The organism is Streptomyces sp. NPDC025638, assembly GCF_055558775.1.
In genome coordinates this window covers 88,195-105,413 of the sequence record NZ_JBVHLX010000023.1, presented here as the reverse complement: position 1 = coordinate 105,413, position 17,219 = coordinate 88,195, and the positions used below count along the sequence as shown (strand labels likewise).

The window sequence follows — 17,219 nt, the reverse complement described above, 5'->3', positions numbered from 1 at the left end:
GTGAGCGGTCCAGGGCTCCGGCCTGTCCACAGGTGGTCCATACGGCTCCGCTCAGAACCTCGCAAAACGCGCTCTGACCTGCCATGACGTCGATCAAGATCATTACGTCGTCATTACGTGATCACTGACAAACGGCTGCTTCCAGCGGCACCCGCCTGCACGCGCAACAAGACCCCGCACTCAGCGAACTCGCTGATGGCGGGGTCCTTAGGCACTTCATATGAAGTGCCCCCGGCAGGATTCGAACCTGCGCACACGGCTCCGGAGGCCGTTGCTCTATCCCCTGAGCTACGGGGGCGTCCGCTGTGGAGCTGTTCGCTCCTGGCGACGGGTAGAACACTACCAGCTCCCTCGGGGTGTTCATGAACGGGTTTACGGCTGGACGGAGAGGGGGCCTCGCTCGCGTGGGTGGAAGTGGGGAAAAGCCGGACGCGGTGGCCGGTGCGGACCTACTCTCGAGTTGTGCCGGGCGCGTCGGGTCGGGTGCTTGTTGTGGACGACAACAAGGTCATCCGGCAGCTGATCAGGGTCAATCTTGAGCTGGAGGGGCTTGAGGTCGTGACCGCGGCCGATGGTGCCGAGTGTCTGGATGTGGTTCATGAGGTGCGGCCCGATGTCGTGACCCTGGACGTGGTCATGCCCCGGCTGGACGGCCTGCGGACCGCCGCCCTGCTGCGTGCCGACCCCCGGACTCGTGATCTTCCCCTCGCCATCGTCAGTGCCTGCACCCAGTACGAGGTCGAGGGCGGGCTGGACATCGGGGTCGACGCCTTTCTCGCCAAGCCGTTCGAGCCCGCCGAACTCGTCAGCGTCGTACGACAGTTGATTGAGCGGGGGCGTGGCGGGCCGGTCGACGGTGAGGGGGGCGAGCCTGCCCTCGGTGACTCCTTCGGTTCCGGGGAGGAAGAGGTCGGGCTTTCGACGGAGCGTGCCGGTCGGGCCGGTGCCTGATCCACACAGCGCCGCGCCCGAGAGATCCTGAGAGCGCCTGCGCATAGAGGCATTGATCGAACCCAGGCCAACCCCGCGCCAACCCCGCGCCAACCCAAGATCAGCCCCCGAGCTGGCCCAAGGCCACTCCAAGCCAACCCAAACCTGACCCCACCCCCGTCCACATCCCGGACCCCACCCCAAACCAACTCGCATACCCACCCCCCTCCTCCCATACGCTTGTCCCGTGACCCCCGTCGAGCTCTCCCGCACCGTGCTGCGCGCGGTGCGTCGTGCTGTTGATGAAGGGGAGCTGAGTGTGACCGTTCCGGAGCGGGTCGTGGTCACGCCGCCGGGGCCGGGCGGGTGCGGTGACTACGCCACCAACGTCGCGCTCCAGCTCGCCCGGCCGGCCGGACAGCCGCCGTTGCGCGTCGCCGAGATTCTGCGGCCGCATCTCGTGAGGGCCGAGGGGGTCGGTGACGTCGTCGTCACCGGGCCCGGGTTCATCAACATCTGTTTGGCGAGTGAGGTCGATCCCGTTGGCTCCCTGGTTCGGGAGATCCGGGAGCGCGGGGAGGCGTACGGCCACGGCGATGCCCTTGCCGGGGAAGTCGTCGAGTTGCGTGTGCCGTACGAAGCCCGTGCCGAGGTCGTTGCCGACGTGCTCGTGCGGATCATTGCCGCTCAGGGCGGGCGGGTGGAGATCGATCACCGTGAGCCCGTCAATCTGCGGCTCGTCCCCGCCCCGGAGGACCCCGCCCCGCTCGGTCCCGACGCCGCCCGCTGGGCACTGCTCCACCCCGCGCCGCACGACCGGCCGCGGATCACCGCCGACCATCTCGTACAGCGCGAGGGGAATCCTCTCTTCCGCGTCCGGTACGCCCATGCCCGCACCCGGGCGCTCAGCCGCAATGCCGCCCGGCTCGGTTTCGACGCCGAGCCTGGCGACATCGCGGATATCAGGGACGTAGAGGTACGCGATCTCGTCGGCGCCCTCGCCGACTACCCCCGTATCGTCACCGCGGCCGCCACCCACCGTGCCCCGGACCGGCTTGCCCGGCATCTCGTCACCCTCGCCGATGCCGCTCTGCCCTTTCTGCCTGCCGTGCTTCCGTACGGGGACGAGAAACCCTCGGCCGCCCACCGTGCCCGGCTCGCCCTTGCCGAAGCCGCCGGGACGGTGCTGGCCGGTGGCCTGTCCCTGCTCGGCATCGACGCACCCGATCACCTCTGAGCGCGCCCGCAGAAGAAACAGAAGCAACGCCCAGAGAGCCCACAGAGAGCCATAGACATGAGCCGTTCCGCCCATCCCGCCGGGCCCCGTCACGCCGATGTCCTCACCGAGGGGCACTACTCCGCCCCGCCCGCCGACCTCAACGCCCTCGACGCCAAGGTGTGGGCCCAGACCGTCACCCGTGATCAGCAGGGTGTCGTCAGCGTCGGCGGCATCGACGTCAAGCGGCTTGCCGAGGAGTTCGGTACGCCCGCCTACGTCCTCGACGAGGCCGACTTCCGGGCCCGCGCCCGGGCGTGGCGTACGGCTTTCGGGCAGGATGCCGATGTCTTCTACGCCGGGAAGGCGTTCCTCTCGCGTGCCGTCGTGCGGTGGCTGCACGAGGAGGGGCTCAACCTCGACGTGTGCTCCGGCGGTGAGCTGACCACCGCCCTCTCCGCCGGTATGCCCGCCGACCGGATCGCCTTCCACGGCAACAACAAGTCCGTCGCCGAGATCGAGCGGGCCGTCGACGCGGGTGTGGGGCGGATCGTTCTCGATTCCTTCCAGGAGATCGTGCGCGTCGCTCATGTCGCCGAGTCGCTCGGGAAGCGGCAGCGCGTGCAGATCCGGATCACCGTCGGCGTCGAGGCTCATACGCACGAGTTCATCGCCACCGCCCATGAGGACCAGAAGTTCGGGATCCCGCTGGCCGGCGGGCAGGCGGCGGAGGCCGTGCGGCGTGCCCTTCGGCTCGACGGGCTGGAGCTGATCGGGATCCACTCGCACATCGGGTCGCAGATCTTCGACATGTCCGGGTTCGAGGTCGCCGCCCATCGGGTGGTGGGGCTGCTGAAGGACATCCGGGACGAGCACGGTGTCGAGCTGCCCGAGATCGACCTCGGGGGCGGCCTCGGGATCGCGTACACGAGTGACGACGATCCGCGTGAGCCCCATGAGATCGCCAAGGCGCTGACCGAGATCGTCAGCCGCGAGTGCGAGTCCGCCAGGCTGCGGACTCCCCGTATCTCCGTCGAGCCCGGGCGTGCCATCGTCGGGCCCACCGCCTTCACGCTCTACGAGGTCGGCACCATCAAGCCCCTCGACGGGCTGCGTACGTACGTCTCCGTCGACGGCGGCATGTCGGACAACATCCGCACCGCGCTGTACGACGCCGAGTACAGCGTCGCCCTCGCCTCCCGCACCTCCGACGCCGAGCCCATGCTCGTGCGCGTCGTCGGCAAGCACTGCGAGAGCGGGGACATCGTGGTCAAGGACGCGTTCCTGCCGGCCGACCTGGCACCGGGTGACCTCATCGCGGTCCCGGCCACCGGTGCCTACTGCCGGTCGATGGCCAGCAACTACAACCATGTGCTCCGGCCGCCCGTCGTCGCGGTGAACGACGGCGAGGCCCGGGTGATCGTCCGCCGCGAGACGGAGGAGGACCTCCTGCGTCTCGACGTCGGCTGAGCAGCGAAGAACGGGACCGGATGAGCAGCGGAAACGGGACCGGATGAGCGGGAAGAAACGGGACCGGAAGATCTCCGGCCTTTCTGTCCCGGCAGAATGAAATAAACATCTCACGATCCGGACGAAGGGTAGAAACTCCCGTCCGGTGAGTGAGACTGGTGCAACCGTAGACGGTATGAGGAAACGAGGTCGGATGATGCGTACGCGTCCGCTGAAGGTGGCGCTGCTGGGCTGTGGGGTTGTCGGCTCAGAGGTGGCGCGCATCATGACGACGCACGCCGAAGACCTCGCCGCGCGGATCGGTGCCCCGGTGGAACTGGCCGGCGTCGCCGTACGGCGGCCGTCCAAGGTTCGGGAAGGCATCGACCCTGCTCTTGTCACCACTGACGCGACCGCGCTCGTCAAACGCGGCGACATCGACGTCGTGGTCGAGGTGATCGGTGGCATCGAGCCCGCGCGGGGCCTCATCACCACCGCCTTCGAGCACGGGGCCTCCGTGGTCTCCGCCAACAAGGCGCTGCTGGCCCAGGACGGGGCCGCCCTGCACGCCGTCGCCGAGGCGAACGGCAAGGACCTCTACTACGAGGCCGCCGTCGCCGGTGCCATCCCGCTGATCCGGCCGCTGCGCGAGTCCCTGGCCGGCGACAAGGTCAACCGGGTGCTCGGCATCGTCAACGGCACGACCAACTTCATCCTCGACAAGATGGACAGTACAGGGGCCGGGTACCAGGAGGCCCTCGACGAGGCCACCGCGCTCGGGTACGCGGAAGCCGACCCGACCGCCGACGTCGAGGGCTTCGACGCCGCCGCCAAGGCCGCGATCCTCGCCGGTATCGCCTTCCACACGCGCGTGCGCCTCGACGACGTCTACCGCGAGGGCATGACCGAGGTCACCTCGGCCGACTTCGCCTCGGCGAAGGAGATGGGCTGCACCATCAAGCTGCTCGCCATCTGTGAGCGGGCCGCGGACGGGGGCTCGGTCACCGCGCGCGTGCACCCCGCGATGATTCCGCTGAGCCACCCGCTCGCCTCCGTGCGCGGCGCGTACAACGCCGTGTTCGTCGAGTCGGATGCCGCCGGGCAGCTCATGTTCTACGGCCCGGGCGCGGGCGGCGCTCCCACCGCCTCGGCCGTTCTCGGCGACCTCGTCGCCGTCTGCCGCAACCGGCTCAGCGGGGCAACGGGGCCCGGCGAGTCGGCGTATGCCGCGCTGCCCGTCTCGCCCATGGGCGAGGTCGTGACCCGCTACCACATCAGCCTCGACGTCGCCGACAAACCGGGTGTTCTCGCCCAGGTGGCGACCGTCTTCGCCGAGCACGGGGTGTCGATCGATACGGTTCGGCAGCAGGGCAAGGACGGCGAGGCCTCCCTCGTCGTCGTCACCCACCGCGCGTCCGACGCCTCCCTGACCGGGACCGTCGAGGCGCTGCGCAAGCTCGACACCGTGCGGGGTGTCGCCAGCATCATGCGGGTTGAAGGAGAGTAACCAGCAATGACCCACCAGTGGCGCGGAATCATCGAGGAGTACCGGGACCGGCTGCCGGTATCCGACACCACGCCTGTCGTGACGCTCCGCGAGGGCGGCACGCCGCTCGTGCCCGCGCAGGTGCTCTCCGAGCGCACGGGCTGCGAGGTCCACCTCAAGGTGGAGGGCGCGAATCCGACCGGGTCCTTCAAGGACCGCGGTATGACCATGGCCATCAGCAAGGCCAAGGAGGAGGGGGCCAAGGCGGTCATCTGCGCCTCCACGGGCAATACGTCCGCCTCCGCCGCCGCCTACGCCGTGCGTGCCGGGATGGTCTCCGCCGTACTGGTGCCCCGCGGGAAGATCGCGCTCGGCAAGATGGGCCAGGCCCTCGTGCACGGCGCGAAGATCCTCCAGGTCGACGGCAACTTCGACGACTGCCTCACGCTCGCCCGCAATCTGAGCGACAACTACCCCGTGGCGCTGGTCAATTCGGTGAACCCGGTGCGTATCGAGGGCCAGAAGACGGCGGCCTTCGAGATCGTGGACATGTTGGGCGACGCCCCGGACATCCATGTGCTGCCGGTGGGCAACGCGGGCAACATCACCGCGTACTGGAGGGGGTATCGGGAGTACGCCGCCGACGGCGTGTCCACCAGGACTCCTCGCATGTGGGGGTTCCAGGCCTCCGGCAGTGCCCCGATCGTGCGCGGCGAGGTCGTCAAGGACCCCTCGACCATCGCCACTGCCATCCGCATCGGCAACCCGGCGTCCTGGCAGTACGCCCTGGCGGCGCGGGACGAGTCCGGCGGCCTCATCGACGAGGTGACGGACCGTGAAATCCTGCGCGCCTACCGGTTGTTGGCCGCGCAGGAGGGTGTTTTCGTGGAGCCCGCGTCCGCCGCGTCGGTGGCCGGTCTGCTGAAGGCCGCCGAGCAGGGCAAGGTCGACCCGGGCCAGCGGATCGTGTGCACGGTCACCGGCAACGGCCTCAAGGACCCGGACTGGGCCGTCGCGGGCGCACCGCAGCCGGTCACCGTTCCGGTCGACGCGGTGGCCGCGGCCGAGCGGCTGGGCCTCGCCTGAGGTCTGAGGTCTGAGGTCTGAGGTCTGAGGCTTGTCGCCTGAGGCCCGACGCCCGAGGCAGGCCCGCCCGTGGCCTGCTCCGGGTGCGCTCGGGGAACGCCCCCGGGCAACCTGAGAACCGCTGGTGGCGTCCTAACCTGGGAAGTCCCTAGAAGGGGGGGCACAGGGGGCTTGCGACACGCATCGTGCGCCTCCTGTGCGCCCTATGTCGCCACAGAACCTTCCTTCGATAGGCTGTAGTCAACCCGCCCGCCGCATATGCCTGCGCATCAGGCAGGGCGCCGCGCCGTTTCCGCGGCCTGAGGGTCCTCACATCCCTATCGAATGTCATTCGACAATCACGCAGCTCAAGGAGAGTCATCGAGCGATGGCCGGTCCAGCCTTCCGCGCCGCCGCCGTCCGGGTGCGCGTCCCCGCCACCAGCGCCAACCTCGGCCCGGGCTTCGACGCCCTCGGCCTCGCGCTGGGGCTCTACGACGACGTCGTCGTCCGGGTGGCCGACTCCGGGCTGCACATCGACATCGCGGGTGAGGGCAGCGAGACGCTGCCGCGAGACGAGAGCCACCTTCTCGTACGGTCCCTGCGCACCGCCTTCGATCTGCTGGGCGGACAGCCGCGCGGCCTGGAAATCGTCTGCGCCAACCGCATTCCGCACGGTCGTGGCCTGGGCTCCTCCTCCGCCGCCATCTGCGCCGGCATCGTCGCCGCTCGCGCCGTGACCATAGGCGGAGAGGCGAAGCTCGACAACACGGCCCTGCTCGAACTCGCCACGGAGATCGAGGGCCACCCCGACAATGTCGCGGCCTGTCTGCTCGGCGGATTCACGCTCTCCTGGATGGAGGGCGGCGCCGCGCGGGCCATCAGGATGGAGCCCAACGATTCCATCGTTCCGGTGGTTTTCGTGCCCGGAAAGCCGGTCCTGACCGAGACCGCGCGCGGCCTGCTGCCGCGCACCGTGCCGCACGTCGACGCCGCCGCCAACGCGGGCCGTGCCGCCCTGCTCGTAGAGGCCCTGACCAGGCGCCCCGAGCTGCTGCTGCCCGCCACCGAGGACCGCCTCCACCAGGAGTACCGCGCCCCGGCCATGCCGGAGAGCGCCGCGCTGGTGGAGCGGCTGCGCGCCGACGGGATCCCGGCCGTCATCTCGGGCGCCGGGCCCACCGTCATGGCACTGGCCGACGCCGGGACCGCCGACAAGGTGGAGGCCCTGGCCGGCGTGGACTGGGCCGCCAACCGGCTGAGCCTGGATGTCCAGGGAGCGAGCGTGCTGCCGCTTGCGACCTGACACACGGTTGCCGGATTTGGAGAGGGGGAATGTTTGTTGGATCCGGTAGTGTTAACCTCAAGTCTGCACCCGACCCCACCATGGCGAGGTGCTTCGTGTCCCCGTCCGGGACAGACATTCTTCCGGGAGTCTCCCAAGCCACTCCGTATTCCGTACGCCGTACCTGGGCAGTACGCCGTACGAGGGCACTGAGCGGGCCACTGGGCACACTCCGGAATCGGTGCGACCGCGCCGCGTGACACTGGGTGCCACGGCCCGTCGGGGAAGCGCCATCACCAGATATCTCTTCCGCCGCTTTGGCGGACCACCGCCCCGGCTTGGTTCACAGAGACAGAACCGATGCCGGACAGCACAACCGGTCGCCGAGCCAGACAGGCCGACGTCCGCTCCAGGGAAGGACCCTTCGTGAGCGACACCACCGATCTGATGGGCGCACGTGTCGAGGAGACCGCTGCCGCGCCCGCCACGGACGCCTCCGCGCCTGCCACCGGTGCCGGCTCCCGGCGGCGCCGCGGTACCGGCCTCGAGGGCATGGTGCTGGCCGAGCTGCAGCAGGTCGCCTCCGGCCTCGGCATCAGGGGCACCGCGCGTATGCGCAAGAGCCAGCTGATCGAGGTCATCAAGGAGGCGCAGGCCGGCGGCGGAGCCGCCCCCAAGGCCGCGGCTCCCGCCGGGGATGCTGCCGAGACCAAGCCGAAGCGCCGGACCACCTCCCGGGCCCGTACGGGCGAGGAGGCGGAGAAGAAGGCGGAGGCCAAGTCCGAGGCGCCCGCCGAGAAGGCCGTGGCGCAGCAGCAGATCGAGATCCCCGGCCAGCCGGCCGGTGGCACCGCCCGCGCGGGCGAAGCCGAGCGTGGGGGAGACGACGCCCCGACCGAGCGTCGCCGTCGCCGTGCCACCGCCGAGGCGGGCAGCCCGACGGCTGCCCAGGCGGGCAGCACCGAGACGATCGCCGCCGAGGCGAAGAGCGAGGCCAAGGCCGAGACGCCGGCCCCGCAGGCGCAGGGTGAAGCCGGTGACGGCGAGGGCCGTGGCCGCCGGGACCGCCGTGAGCGCGGCCGCGACCGTGACCGGGACCGCCGCAACAAGGGCGACGAGCAGCAGGGCCAGGGCGGCCAGCGTCAGCAGCAGGGCCAGCAGCAGGGCGGCGGCCGTCAGGACCGGGGCCAGCAGGACGACGACGACTTCGAGGGCGGCCGCCGTGGCCGTCGCGGCCGCTACCGCGACCGTCGTGGCCGCCGTGGCCGTGACGAGTTCGCCGGCAACGAGCCGCAGCTCGCCGAGGACGACGTCCTGATCCCCGTCGCGGGCATCCTGGACATCCTCGACAACTACGCCTTCATCCGTACGTCGGGCTACCTGCCGGGTCCGAACGACGTGTACGTCTCCCTCGCCCAGGTCCGCAAGAACGGCCTGCGCAAGGGTGACCACGTCACCGGTGCGGTCCGTCAGCCCAAGGAGGGCGAGCGCCGCGAGAAGTTCAACGCGCTGGTCCGCCTCGACTCCGTCAACGGCATGGCGCCCGAACACGGCCGTGGCCGCCCGGAGTTCAACAAGCTGACGCCGCTGTACCCGCAGGACCGCCTCCGCCTGGAGACGGACCCGGGCGTGCTGACGACCCGCATCATCGACCTTGTCGCGCCGATCGGTAAGGGCCAGCGCGGTCTGATCGTGGCCCCGCCGAAGACCGGCAAGACCATGATCATGCAGGCGATCGCCAACGCGATCACCCACAACAACCCCGAGTGCCACCTGATGGTCGTCCTCGTCGACGAGCGTCCGGAAGAGGTCACCGACATGCAGCGGTCGGTCAAGGGCGAGGTCATCTCCTCGACCTTCGACCGCCCGGCCGAGGACCACACCACGGTCGCCGAGCTCGCCATCGAGCGCGCCAAGCGTCTGGTGGAGCTGGGTCACGACGTCGTCGTACTGCTCGACTCGATCACGCGTCTGGGCCGTGCGTACAACCTCGCCGCGCCCGCCTCCGGCCGCATCCTGTCCGGTGGTGTCGACTCGACCGCCCTCTACCCGCCGAAGCGCTTCTTCGGTGCGGCCCGCAACATCGAGGACGGCGGCTCGCTCACCATCCTCGCCACCGCCCTGGTGGACACCGGGTCCCGCATGGACGAGGTGATCTTCGAGGAGTTCAAGGGCACCGGCAACGCCGAGCTCAAGCTCGACCGGAAGCTCGCCGACAAGCGCATCTTCCCGGCGGTGGACGTCGACGCGTCCGGTACCCGTAAGGAAGAGATCCTGCTCGGCTCCGACGAGCTCGCCATCGTATGGAAGCTGCGCCGGGTGCTGCACGCGCTCGACCAGCAGCAGGCGATCGAGCTGCTCCTCGACAAGATGAAGCAGACCAAGTCGAACGCCGAGTTCCTGCTGCAGATCCAGAAGACGACGCCGATGCCCGGCAACGGGGACTGAGGCACACAGCCGTCCGAAAGGCCGCCCCCCGTCACAGCAGTGACGGGGGGCGGCCTTTTGACGCTGAGAGGAGTGGGCGCGCCTCGCGTCCCTTCCGTCTCATGTTCCTCTGGGGGGACTTTCTTGACCACGACTCCGTCCGGCGGCCGTCACAGACGCCGGATACGCATCGCCCTGCCCGTCGCCGCCGCCGGTGTCGCCGCGGCCGTCGCCGCCGCGCTGATGACCTCCTCCGCCGGCGCGGCCACCTCAGTGCCGACCCCCACGGTCAAGCCGGCCATCGGCTCGCCCTCGCTCTCCACCCTGGAGAAGCGCGTCGCGGGCGCCCTCGCCGGTGACGACACCGCGGGACAGACGACCAAGAAGTCGTCCCTGAGCGCGAGCACCGGCACCAGCACCGCCACGGTCGACCCGAAGATCATCGGTGGCACTCAGACCACCATCACCAGCGCGCCGTGGATGGCCCAGCTCTGGTACTACGACGACAAGGGCACCGCTGACGAGAGCGACGACCTCGGCTTCTTCTGCGGCGGCTCGGTCGTCTCGCCGACGAAGATCCTCACCGCCGCGCACTGCGTCAAGGGCTACAACTGGAAGGCCTACGGTGCCATCGTCACCGGCACCTCCCAGCTGCCGACCAGCGACACCTCCGGCGGCACGGACCTGCACGGCGGCACCGCGACCGCCGTGCTGCGCCAGTGGAACCACCCGTCGTACAGCGCGACGACCATCGACAACGACATCGCCGTCCTCACCCTGGCCAACCCGGTCAAGGCCACGCCGATCCGGATGACGACGTCCGGCGACACCGCCTCCTACGCCGCGGGCACCAGCGCCAAGCTCTACGGCTGGGGCCGCACCAGCTCCACCACCCAGGACATCTCCGAGACGCTGAAGACGGCCACGCTGCCGATCCAGTCGGACACCACCTGCTCCGGCTTCTACAGCACGGACTTCGTCAAGGGCCACATGGTCTGCGCGGGCAACCCCGCCACCGGCAGCGACACCGGCACCACCTCCGCCTGCAACGGCGACTCCGGTGGCCCGCTCGTGGTGAACGGCCGGATCGTCGGCGTCGTCTCCTGGGGCGTCGTGGACTGTGTGCAGAAGGGCGCCTACAGCGTCTTCACCAAGGTGAGCACGTACGTCGGTGCCGCCTACGCGCAGGTCGACGACGGCAACCTGAGCTACACCGACGGCAAGGCCGACCTGTGGGTGCGCAACGCCTCCACCAAGACCGGCTACGAGAAGGACTCCAAGGGCACGTCGTTCGGCGCCCGGATCTCCTGGGGCAACTGGGACGGCGTGAACGTCGTCCTGCAGACCGACCTCAACCGGGACGGCATCGAGGACCTCGTGGTCCGCGACAGCGGCACCGGTGACGTCTACTGGATGCACTACGTCCTGTCCAGCGGCTCCTGGTCGCAGACCAAGATCTTCACCGGCTGGAAGACCCGCCTGCGCATCATCGCCCCCGGCGATGTCACCGGCGACTACCTGCCCGACGTGCTGTCCGTCGACTCCGCCGGCACGCTGTGGATCTACCCCGGCAAGGGCAACGGCACCTTCGCCGCCCGCGTCCAGGTCGGCACGGGCTGGAACCAGTACAACATGGTGCGCGGCCACGGCGACTTCAACGGTGACGGCAAGGCCGACCTGCTCGCTCGCAAGAGCAGCACCGGCGACCTGTACCTGTACAAGGGCACCGGCAAGTCCGGCACCGGCGCGTTCTCCACCCGCGTCAAGGTGCGCAGCGCCTGGACCGGATACAACGCCTTCGACGCGGTCGGTGACATCAGCGGCGACGGCAAGGCCGACTTCCTGGCCCGTACGCCCGGCGGCACGCTCTACCTCTACAAGGGCACCGGCAAGGCGACCAGCGAGATCTTCGCCACACGGATCTCCGTCGGTACCGACTTCAAGCAGTACGACATTTTCGGCTGAAATCGCAGGTGAGCGGGTTTGATCCCGTTTGCTCGGCTACACAGGGTGCCCATCGCTCCACGCGGTGGGCACTCTGCTTTGTGCAACCCTTTCCCGAGTTTCTCCGTCTGACCCGATGGAGTGACGATGGTGCGGTATGGGTCACTACGACCCGGCCCGTCCGCGAAAGCAGGGGGTACACCGACCGGGACCAGAACCGAGGAGCACATGTCCGCCGAGAGCATGCCGCAGGCCGGCATACCCGAGCCCGGCAGCAGCGAGCCCGGCAGCAGCGGGACGGGCAGCACCGAGACGGGCGCCGAGCCCGGCACGAGCCGGCCGCGGGGCCGCGGCGGCCGGGGCTGCCGTCGCAAGCCCCGCAGCGGTCGCAGCAAGGCGCTGCTCGTCACCGCCTGGACGGCCGCGGGCATCCTGGTGCTGGGGGGCACCGGCGCCGGGTACCTGTACTTCAAGCTCAACGGCAACCTCAAGAGCGTCGACATCAACCAGGCCCTCGGCAGCGAGCGCCCGATGAAGGTCGACAACGGCTCCGAGAACATCCTGGTCCTCGGCTCGGACACCCGCTCCGGCTCCAACAAGGAGCTCGGCGGCGGCACCGACGACGGCAGCGCCCGCTCCGACACGGCGATGGTCGTCCACGTGTACGAGGGCCACAAGAAGGCGAGCGTGGTCTCCATCCCGCGCGACACCCTCATCGACCGCCCGGCGTGCACCGACACCAACGGAACCACGCACGCCGCCGCCTCCGGCGTGATGTTCAACTCCGCCTACTCCACCGGCGGTGCGGCCTGCGCGGTGAAGACGGTCGAGTCCCTCACCGGCATCCGCATGGACCACTATCTGGAGGTCGACTTCTCCGGCTTCCAGAAGCTCATCGACGACCTCGGCGGGGTCACGGTCACCACGACCAGGAACATCGAGGACGCCGAGAGCCATCTGCACCTCAAGGCCGGCACACACACCCTGACCGGCAAGCAGGCCCTCGGCCTGGTCCGCACCCGGCACGGCGTCGGCGACGGCTCCGACCTCGGCCGCATCCAGCTCCAGCAGGCCTTCATCAAGGCCCTGGTCGACCAGGTCAAGCAGGTCGGCGTCCTGACCAGCCCCAAGAAGCTGTTCGACCTCGCCGACACCGCGACCAAGGCGGTCACCACCGACTCCGACCTGGGCTCGGTGAACTCCCTGATGGACTTCGCGAACGGTCTGAAGGGCATCGGTTCGTCGCACATGAAGATGGTCACGATGCCGGTGCAGTACGACCCCGCGAACCCCAACCGGGTCGTCGTCGCCGAGGCCAAGGCCAAGCAGGTGTGGACCGCCCTGAGCAACGACCTCCCGATCCCGCCGAGCGCGACGAAGGGCACGGCCACGGGCGAGGCCAAGGGCGTGGTGACGGCGTCGTAAGGCGCGAGGGCTCGCGTCATAAGGCGCGAGGGCTCCCGCTCCCGGACCCCCGGGAATAGAACGCCTCACCCCCCGGTTTTGGGGGATGCGGCCAGTCCTGGCAGACTGGTACGTCGGCCCCGGTTCACGCCTCCGCAGCCCGCGGTTGCGACCCGGTGCCCTCCCGAACCTAGGAGACACCTTGAAGCGCGACATCCACCCCGCGTACGTCGAGACGCAGGTCAGCTGCACCTGTGGCGCGTCGTTCACCACCCGTAGCACCATCGAGTCCGGCACCATCCGGGCCGAGGTCTGCTCCGAGTGCCACCCGTTCTACACGGGCAAGCAGAAGATCCTCGACACCGGTGGCCGTGTGGCCCGCTTCGAGGCCCGCTTCGGCAAGGCTGCCGCCGGCTCCAAGAAGTAGCGAGCCCCATTTCGCCGGTCCACGGCTGTGTCCCGCCTTCGGGATGCGCCGGGACCGGCGTTTTTGGTCGCCCGCCTTCCCCCTTTCCGAGCAGTACAGGAGCCCCAAGATGTTCGAGGCCGTCGAGGAACTCGTCGGTGAGCACGCCGACCTGGAGACAAAGCTCGCCGACCCGTCGGTCCACGCCGACCAGGCCAACGCGCGCAAGCTGAACAAGCGCTACGCCGAGCTCACCCCGATCGTCGCCACGTACCGCTCCTGGAAGCAGACCGGCGACGACATCGAGACCGCACGCGAACTCGCCGCCGACGACCCCGACTTCGCCGCCGAGGTCAAGGAGCTGGACAAGCAGCGCGAGGAACTCACCGAGAAGCTGCGCTTCCTGCTCATCCCGCGTGACCCGAGTGACGACAAGGACGTCATTCTGGAGATCAAGGCGGGCGCCGGCGGCGACGAGTCTGCGCTGTTCGCGGGAGACCTGCTGCGCATGTACCTGCGCTACGCCGAGCGCGTCGGCTGGAAGACCGAGATCATCGACTCCACCGAGTCCGAGCTCGGCGGCTACAAGGACGTCCAGGTCGCGGTGAAGACCCGCGGCCAGACCGAACCCGGCCAGGGCGTGTGGGCCCGGCTGAAGTACGAGGGCGGAGTGCACCGCGTGCAGCGGGTGCCGGCCACCGAGTCCCAGGGCCGTATCCACACCTCCGCCGCCGGTGTCCTCGTCACCCCCGAGGCCGAGGAGGTCGACGTCGAGATCAATCCGAACGACCTCCGCATCGACGTCTACCGGTCCTCCGGGCCCGGCGGCCAGTCCGTCAACACCACCGACTCCGCGGTGCGCATCACGCACATTCCCACCGGAGTCGTCGCCTCCTGCCAGAACGAGAAGAGCCAGCTGCAGAACAAGGAGCAGGCTCTGCGTATCCTGCGCTCCAGGCTGCTCGCGGCGGCGCAGGAGGAGGCCGAGAGGGAGGCCGCCGACGCCCGCCGCAGCCAGGTCCGCACCGTCGACCGCTCCGAGAAGATCCGTACGTACAACTTCCCGGAGAATCGCATTTCGGACCACCGCGTCGGCTTCAAGGCGTACAACCTTGACCAGGTCCTGGACGGCGACCTCGACACGGTGATCCAGGCCTGCGTCGACGCGGACTCTGCGGCCAAGCTCGCGGCCGCGTAAGGCGAGTCACGAAGTACCGATATCGGAGGACGAGCGTGCAGCAAGATTTTGGGGGGCGACCCCCAAGCCCCCGCAGCGTGCTGCTCGCGGAGGTGGCCCAGGCCGCCCAGCGGCTGGCCGACGCCGGCGTGCCCTCGCCGCGCAACGACGCGGAGGAGCTCGCCGCGTTCGTGCACGGCGTGAAGCGGGGCCAACTGCACTCCGTGAAGGACTCCGACTTCGACGCCCGCTACTGGGAGGTCATCGCCCGGCGCGAACAGCGCGAGCCGCTCCAGCACATCACCGGGCGCGCCTACTTCCGGTACCTGGAGCTCCAGGTCGGGCCGGGCGTCTTCGTGCCGCGGCCGGAGACCGAGTCGGTGGTCGGCTGGGCCATAGACGCCGTGCGGGCCATGGACGTGGTCGAACCGCTCATCGTCGACCTGTGCACCGGCTCCGGCGCCATCGCGCTCGCCCTCGCCCAGGAGGTCCCGCGCTCGCGCGTGCACGCCGTGGAGCTGTCCGAGGAAGCCCTCCAGTGGACCCGCAAGAACATGGAGGGCTCCCGGGTCGACCTGCGGCAGGGCAACGCCCTGGACGCCTTCCACGACCTCGACGGCCAGGTCGACCTGGTCATCTCCAACCCGCCGTACATCCCGCTCACCGAGTGGGAGTACGTCGCCCCCGAGGCCCGTGACTACGACCCCGACCTGGCGTTGTTCTCGGGCGAGGACGGTCTCGACCTCATCCGGGGCCTGGAACGCACCGCGCACCGGCTGCTGCGCCCCGGTGGTGTCGTCGTGATCGAGCACGCCGACACCCAGGGGGGCCAGGTGCCATGGATCTTCACCGAGGAGCGGGGCTGGGCCGACGCGGCCGACCACCCGGACCTCAACAACCGCCCGCGCTTCGCGACCGCCCGCCGGGCGCTGCCGTGAGCACGCCCCGGACTTCAAGCCAGCAGTACGTGTACGAGGAGGCCAGCTAGACATGGCACGGCGATACGACACCAATGACGCGACCGACCGTGCGACGGGTCTGCGCGAGGCCGCGTCCGCCGTCCGCCGGGGCGAACTCGTGGTGCTGCCGACCGACACGCTGTACGGCATCGGCGCCGACGCGTTCTCCTCGGAGGCCGTGGCCGATCTGCTGGAGGCCAAGGGCCGGGGCCGCAGCATGCCCACCCCTGTCCTGATCGGCTCGCCGAACACGCTTCACGGTCTCGTCACCGACTTCTCCGAGCTGGCCTGGGAACTGGTCGACGCGTTCTGGCCGGGCGGCCTCACGCTAGTCGCCAGGCACCAGCCGTCCCTGCAGTGGGACCTCGGCGACACCCGTGGCACCGTTGCCGTGCGCATGCCGCTGCACCCGGTCGCCATCGAACTGCTCACCGACGTCGGCCCGATGGCCGTGTCGTCCGCGAACCTCACCGGCCACCCGGCGCCGGAGGACTGCGACGCGGCCCAGCAGATGCTCGGCGACTCCGTCTCGGTCTACCTCGACGGCGGCCCGACCCCCGGCAACGTGCCCTCGTCGATCGTCGACGTCACCGGCGACGTGCCGCTGCTGCTGCGCGCGGGCGCGATCTCGGCGGAGGAGCTGCGCAAGGTCGTACCCGACCTCGAGGTGGCGAATTGACAGCCCCTGAAGCGGGGCGTGGCATAGGCAACGGGGAACGTGCAGCGGAGATTACGACCACCTTCGTCGGGCTTCCGCGCGACAGTTTCCGCATCCTCCACGTCAGCACCGGCAACGTGTGCCGCTCGCCGATCACCGAGCGGCTGACCCGGCATTTCGTGAAACAGCGGCTCGGCGTCCTGGGCGGCGGGCTGATCGTGGAGAGCGCGGGCACCTGGGGTCATGAGGGCGCGCCCATGGAGGCCAACGCGGAGACCGTGCTGGCCGAGTTCGGCGCGGACGCCTCCGGCTTCACCGGCAGGGAGCTGCTGGACGAACACGTGATCATGGCCGACCTGGTGCTGACCGCGACCCGCGACCATCGCGCCCAGGTCATCTCCATGGGCCACTCGGCGGGCCTGCGCACCTTCACGCTGAAGGAGTTCACCCGTCTGGTCCGCGCGATTGACCCGGCGACCCTGCCGCCCCTGGAGGACGGCCTGGTCGCCCGTGCGCGCGCCCTGGTCCGCGCCGCGGCGGCGCTACGCGGGTGGCTGCTGGCCCCGACGGCGGAGGCGGACGAGGTCTACGACCCGTACGGGGCGCCGCTGACGTTCTTCCGTTCCATCGGCGACGAAATACACGAGGCCCTGGACCCGGTGGTAACGGCCCTGACCGGGGTACCGGCACGCACCTAGCGGCCGCCGGTGCGCGGTCGCACCAGCGGCGGTCGGTGCCGCGTGCCTGGTGGCTGCCGGGCCGTCGCGCCAGTGGCCGTCGACACCGCGCATCTGGTGGCTGTCGGTGTTGTCG

Annotated in this window: 14 protein-coding genes and 1 tRNA gene; 14 read left to right on the top strand and 1 reads right to left on the bottom strand. The window is 69.7% G+C overall.

The features are described 5' to 3' along the window. Nucleotides 1–226 precede the first annotated feature (226 nt). A tRNA-Arg gene (locus ACZ4EG_RS40625) sits at nucleotides 227–298 on the bottom strand. A gap of 185 nt (nucleotides 299–483) precedes the next feature. Here ACZ4EG_RS40625 and ACZ4EG_RS40620 point away from each other — a divergent pair. The 14 genes from ACZ4EG_RS40620 to ACZ4EG_RS40555 all read left to right on the top strand — a co-directional run bounded on the left by ACZ4EG_RS40620 (nucleotide 484) and on the right by ACZ4EG_RS40555 (nucleotide 17,104). Then, entirely contained in the window at nucleotides 484–951 is a 468-nt protein-coding gene (locus ACZ4EG_RS40620; protein WP_453558985.1) for a response regulator, read from the top strand. Nucleotides 952–1,177: 226 nt separating this feature from the next. Next, nucleotides 1,178–2,167: an ArgS-related anticodon-binding protein NrtL gene (gene nrtL, locus ACZ4EG_RS40615; protein ID WP_467794189.1), complete on the top strand. Its 990-nt coding sequence runs from the start codon at nucleotides 1,178–1,180 to the stop codon at nucleotides 2,165–2,167. 57 nt (nucleotides 2,168–2,224) lie between these two features. Continuing rightward, nucleotides 2,225–3,616, top strand: coding sequence for a diaminopimelate decarboxylase (lysA, locus tag ACZ4EG_RS40610; protein ID WP_467794188.1), 1,392 nt, complete (start codon nucleotides 2,225–2,227; stop codon nucleotides 3,614–3,616). Nucleotides 3,617–3,812: 196 nt separating this feature from the next. Next, nucleotides 3,813–5,102, top strand: a complete 1,290-nt coding sequence (locus ACZ4EG_RS40605) for a homoserine dehydrogenase (RefSeq protein ID WP_453558987.1) — start codon at nucleotides 3,813–3,815, stop codon at nucleotides 5,100–5,102. A 6-nt stretch (nucleotides 5,103–5,108) separates the two neighbouring features. Further along, entirely contained in the window at nucleotides 5,109–6,167 is a 1,059-nt protein-coding gene (gene thrC / locus ACZ4EG_RS40600) for a threonine synthase (RefSeq protein WP_263212675.1), read from the top strand. Nucleotides 6,168–6,534: 367 nt separating this feature from the next. Further along, nucleotides 6,535–7,452, top strand: coding sequence for a homoserine kinase (gene thrB / locus ACZ4EG_RS40595; RefSeq protein WP_467794187.1), 918 nt, complete (start codon nucleotides 6,535–6,537; stop codon nucleotides 7,450–7,452). 405 nt (nucleotides 7,453–7,857) lie between these two features. Then, nucleotides 7,858–9,879, top strand: coding sequence for a transcription termination factor Rho (gene rho / locus ACZ4EG_RS40590; protein ID WP_467794186.1), 2,022 nt, complete (start codon nucleotides 7,858–7,860; stop codon nucleotides 9,877–9,879). A 222-nt stretch (nucleotides 9,880–10,101) separates the two neighbouring features. After that, entirely contained in the window at nucleotides 10,102–11,823 is a 1,722-nt protein-coding gene (locus ACZ4EG_RS40585; protein WP_467794201.1) for a trypsin-like serine protease, read from the top strand. Nucleotides 11,824–12,030: 207 nt separating this feature from the next. Further along, nucleotides 12,031–13,227, top strand: coding sequence for an LCP family protein (locus ACZ4EG_RS40580; RefSeq protein WP_467794185.1), 1,197 nt, complete (start codon nucleotides 12,031–12,033; stop codon nucleotides 13,225–13,227). Between the two features lie 181 nt (nucleotides 13,228–13,408). Continuing rightward, a complete protein-coding gene (gene rpmE / locus ACZ4EG_RS40575; RefSeq protein WP_014675000.1) occupies nucleotides 13,409–13,633 on the top strand; it encodes a 50S ribosomal protein L31 in 225 nt (74 codons plus the stop codon). A 109-nt stretch (nucleotides 13,634–13,742) separates the two neighbouring features. Further along, nucleotides 13,743–14,810: a peptide chain release factor 1 gene (prfA, locus tag ACZ4EG_RS40570; protein WP_453558804.1), complete on the top strand. Its 1,068-nt coding sequence runs from the start codon at nucleotides 13,743–13,745 to the stop codon at nucleotides 14,808–14,810. 77 nt (nucleotides 14,811–14,887) lie between these two features. Beyond that, nucleotides 14,888–15,727, top strand: coding sequence for a peptide chain release factor N(5)-glutamine methyltransferase (prmC, locus tag ACZ4EG_RS40565; protein ID WP_363294269.1), 840 nt, complete (start codon nucleotides 14,888–14,890; stop codon nucleotides 15,725–15,727). 52 nt (nucleotides 15,728–15,779) lie between these two features. Further along, the gene (locus ACZ4EG_RS40560) at nucleotides 15,780–16,427 is read left to right on the top strand and encodes an L-threonylcarbamoyladenylate synthase (RefSeq protein WP_467794184.1); all 648 of its coding nucleotides are present in this window, start codon (nucleotides 15,780–15,782) and stop codon (nucleotides 16,425–16,427) included. Next, nucleotides 16,424–17,104 carry an arsenate reductase/protein-tyrosine-phosphatase family protein gene (locus ACZ4EG_RS40555; protein ID WP_390708913.1) on the top strand — a complete coding sequence of 227 codons (681 nt, stop codon included), beginning with the start codon at nucleotides 16,424–16,426 and terminating at the stop codon, nucleotides 17,102–17,104. The genes ACZ4EG_RS40560 and ACZ4EG_RS40555 overlap by 4 nt, the downstream gene beginning before the upstream one ends. The last annotated feature ends 115 nt before the right edge of the window (nucleotides 17,105–17,219 follow it).